This window comes from Actinophytocola sp., from assembly GCF_035712165.1.
In the GTDB taxonomy this organism is placed as follows: Bacteria; Actinomycetota; Actinomycetes; order Mycobacteriales; family Pseudonocardiaceae; genus DASYTH01.
The window spans coordinates 1-3,735 of record NZ_DASTBH010000526.1; the positions used below are offsets into that span (position 1 = coordinate 1).

Sequence of the window (3,735 nt, forward strand, 5' to 3'; positions counted from 1 at the left end):
GTCACGGTTGCTGTCAACCGCCTCCGAAATGACCGAAGCCGCACAGCCCGGTGGCTGTACGGCCTGCTCATGCTGGGTGCGCCGCCAGGGACTCGAACCCCGAACCCGCGGATTAAGAGTCCGCTGCTCTGCCAGTTGAGCTAGCGGCGCTCGCTGACAACGTCCGAAACCATAGCATGACGCCCGCCCGGGCTCCCACCGGGTATCCCGTCACAGGCGGGCCGCCAGCCATCTACGCAGTGTAGTGACACACACCGAGGGCAACCATCTAGGCCGTCACCACCCTCTATACCGGCGGCGGCAACGAACGCCCGACCCACGACGCCGGCAAACACGAAGAGCGAACGTGATAGTTGCGCGCGTGTGCTCTGCTTCCTGCGACGCGTGGTGCACGATAGGCCGCACGAGCCGGACGACGAGCCGGACGCTAGGCGAACGACGAACCGGGCGACCGGCCGCACTACGGCCGCACGACCGGCTGACGGATTGATCGAACGGGGTAGTGATGGCACGAACGACGCGGGCAGCCGCCCTGGTCCTGGGCTTGGCGCTGGTCGTACCGCTGGGCCTTGTCGCCTGCGGTCGGAATGCCGAGGGCGAGCGGCCCCGCTTCGCCGCCCCCTCCCCCGGCGCCAGCCCCGACGCCCCGCCGACCAGCACGGCGCCGCCCGAGCCGTTCTCGCTCGCGGTCACCCCGGCCGGGAACGCGAAGAACCTCCCGATCAGCACGGAGGTGGGGACGAAGGTCACCGGCGGCCGGGTGAGCTCCGTCACCCTCAGCGACGACAAGGGTGCCAAGGTCAGCGGCGAGATGCGCGACGACGGCACCGCGTGGGTGCCGGCGAAGCCGCTGAAGTACGGGCGGACGTACACGGCCACGGTGACGGTGGAGCGCGCGGACGGCGGCGCCCCGGAGACCCGCACGACGACGTTCGCCACGATGCGCTCCCGCCCGGGCCGGGTCATCGGCAGCGGCCTCTACATGTTCGACGGCAAGACGTACGGCGTGGCGATGCCGGTGGTCGCGGAGTTCAACCCGGGCATCGCGCCGAAGGACCGGGCGAACGTCGAGCGCCGCCTGTTCGTCCGCAGCGACCCACCGCAGCCGGGGGTGTGGCACTGGGTGGACAGCGGCACGCAGGCGTACTACCGCCCGCCGTCGTACTGGCAGCCGGGCACGAAGCTGACGGTCCGGCTGGCCATCGAGGGCCTGCCGGTGGGCAAGGGCCGGTACGGCAACGTGGACCGCACGGCGACGGCGACGATCGGCCGCAAGCTGACGATGGACGTCGACAACAAGACCAAGCAGATGTACGTGTACAGGGACGGCAAGCTGGTCCGGACGATCCCCGTCAGCCTGGGCAAGAAGAGCACTCCCTCCTCCAGCGGCACGATGGTGGTGATGGAGAAGAAGGAGAGCACGGTCTTCGACACGTTCGCCGAGCTCGGCCCGGTGGAGGGCTACCGGACGGACATCGCGTACGCCCAGCGGATCACCTGGAGCGGCCAGTACATCCACGCGGCGCCGTGGTCGGTCGGCGCGCAGGGCCGCCGCAACGTCTCGCACGGCTGCGTGAACATGTCGAACGGCAACGCGGTGTGGCTCTTCCGACAGACGCTGGTCGGCGACCCGATCACGGTGAAGGGCACGGAGCGCAAGCTGGCCAACGGGGACGGCTGGACGGCCTGGAACCACTCGTGGCAGCGGTACATCAAGGGCAGCGCCCTGCCGGTGCCGCCGGAACTGGCCGCCGCCGCCGCCGCCGGCGACGGCGACGGCGCTGCAGGCGACGGCACGGCGACGGTCGGCCCGACGGTGCCACCGGCCGCATAACACGGCGAAAGTGGGGGTACGCCGGATTTGTGGCTTGGCCAAAGGTGTCAACTTGGCCTCGCGGCACGATTCCGGGACCAGCGTCCGCAACCAAGTACGGCACGATGTGCATCAGATTATCGGGGACCATGTGAGGGGACGATGCGCGCTAGCCGTACAACCGTAGGCCTTTCCCGCCGGCGGACCGCCCTGCGGACCGTCGCGGCGCTGGTGCTCGCGGGCGCGCTCGCCGCCACGGCGGGCTGCTCCGGCGGCGGTGGCGACGCGGGCGGGCCGCGGGGCGCCGGCTGGAAGGGCGGGGCCGGCGGCGGCGCGGACAACCAGAACACGCAGACGGAGCCCGAACTCGGCGCGACGGTCACGGACCCGGCGCCCGACGCGACTGATGTCGCGCCGCTCACCCGCATCGCCTTCACCACGCGGGAGGCCAGCGGCGTCGCCAGCCTGACGCTTACCGATTCGAAGGGCGGGTCGGTCCCGGGCGAGCTGGCGGCCGACGGCAAGTCGTGGGTGCCGGCGGAGGCCCTCAAGTGGGGCACGAAGTACACGGCGGCGATCACGGTCGACGGCGCGGACGGCAAGACGGCCACCACGACCAGCAGCTTCACGGTGATGGCCAAGCCGGAGAAGCTGGTCCGGGTGAGCACCCAACTCGGCGACGACGCGGTGGTGGGCATCGGCATGCCGCTGATCGTGAACTTCGGCCGCTCGATCCCGAAGAGCCTCCGCGACGACGTGCAGAAGCGGATGACGGTGACCAGCACCCCGGCGCAGACCGGCGCGTGGAACTGGCTGAGCGGCACGGAGGTGCAGTACCGGCCGAAGGCGTTCTGGAAGGCCAACACCAAGATCTCGGTCAAGGTCGCGGCCCGCGGCCTGCCGATGGGCAGCGGTTGGTACGGCCGGTCGGACATCACGCTGCGGGTCAAGGTGGGCTCGGCCGTGGTCATGACGGTCAGCAACAACTCGAAGCGGATGACGGTCAAGCGCAACGGCAAGGTGCTGCGGACCATCCCGATCAGCCTGGGCAAGCCGTCGACGCCGTCCTCCAGCGGCACGATGGTCGTGATGGGCAAGCTGCGCAAGACGGTCTTCGACACGTTCGACGAGCTGGGGCCCAAGGAGGGCTACCGGGTCGACATCGAGTACGCGCAGCGGCTGACGTACGGCGGCGAGTTCCTCCACGCGGCGCCGTGGTCGGTGGACGCGCAGGGCCGGCGCAACGTCTCGCACGGCTGCGTGAACATGTCGATGGCCAACGCGGCCTGGCTGTTCGGCGTCACGAAGATGGGCGACCCGGTCACGATCAAGGGCACGGAACGCAAGCTCGCCAACGGCAACGGCTGGACGGCCTGGAACGTGAGCTGGAAGCAGTGGACCAAGGGCAGCGCCCTCCCGGTGGAGGGCTGAGCGCCCCGGCCGGCGAGGAAACCGGCGAACGACGACGGCCGGCACCGAGGGGGTGCCGGCCGATTCGCGTGGGGTGATCGACGGGACTCGAACCCGCGACCCCCGGGACCACAACCCGGTGCTCTACCAGCTGAGCTACGACCACCATGCATCACCGCCGCGGGCCGCGCCCGCCGCGAGGTGCCGACCCATGATAGCCGCAACACCCCGGAACGCGTCGAGCGGGTAACTCCCGCCCCGGCGATCCGCACGATCTTGCACCCAGAAAGGGACAGACCAGGGCAACCGCACCTGACAAGCGCAAGATCGCGGGAAGTCAGATCCCGGCGGCGATGGCCTTGGCTGCCTCCACGTCGGGGCCGGGTGGGGGCACGAAGATGGCCCGGCGGTAGTACTCGAGCTCCCGGATGCTCTCCCGGATGTCGGCCAGCGCCCGGTGAGCTAGGCCCTTCGGCGGCTGGCCGAAGTACACCCGCGGATACCAGCGCCGG

General features: G+C 70.3%; 2 protein-coding genes, 2 tRNA genes and 1 pseudogene. 2 read left to right on the plus strand and 3 right to left on the minus strand.

What is annotated here, in order from left to right; translation table 11 throughout:
- Positions 1-77: 77 nt before the first annotated feature.
- Positions 78-150 (minus strand) — tRNA-Lys (locus VFO68_RS29760).
- A gap of 355 nt (positions 151-505) precedes the next feature.
- On the opposite strand from VFO68_RS29760, the gene VFO68_RS29765 reads away from it, so the two are divergent.
- Positions 506-1,834, plus strand: a complete 1,329-nt coding sequence (locus VFO68_RS29765) for a L,D-transpeptidase (protein WP_325161731.1) — start codon at positions 506-508, stop codon at positions 1,832-1,834.
- Between the two features lie 141 nt (positions 1,835-1,975).
- On the plus strand, positions 1,976-3,244 hold the full coding sequence (locus VFO68_RS29770) for a L,D-transpeptidase (protein WP_325161732.1): 1,269 nt from the start codon (positions 1,976-1,978) through the stop codon (positions 3,242-3,244).
- Positions 3,245-3,313: 69 nt separating this feature from the next.
- Here the strand turns inward: VFO68_RS29770 and VFO68_RS29775 are convergent.
- Positions 3,314-3,389 (minus strand) — tRNA-His (locus VFO68_RS29775).
- Positions 3,390-3,560: 171 nt separating this feature from the next.
- Positions 3,561-3,735: pseudogene (locus tag VFO68_RS29780) on the minus strand (oligoribonuclease); the annotation flags it as partial.

Excerpts from the sequence above, each read along its gene's own strand:
- VFO68_RS29765 (WP_325161731.1), top strand. The coding sequence starts at position 506 with ATGGCACGAACGACGCGGGCAGCCGCCCTGGTCCTGGGCTTGGCGCTG.
- VFO68_RS29770 (WP_325161732.1), top strand. The coding sequence starts at position 1,976 with ATGCGCGCTAGCCGTACAACCGTAGGCCTTTCCCGCCGGCGGACCGCC.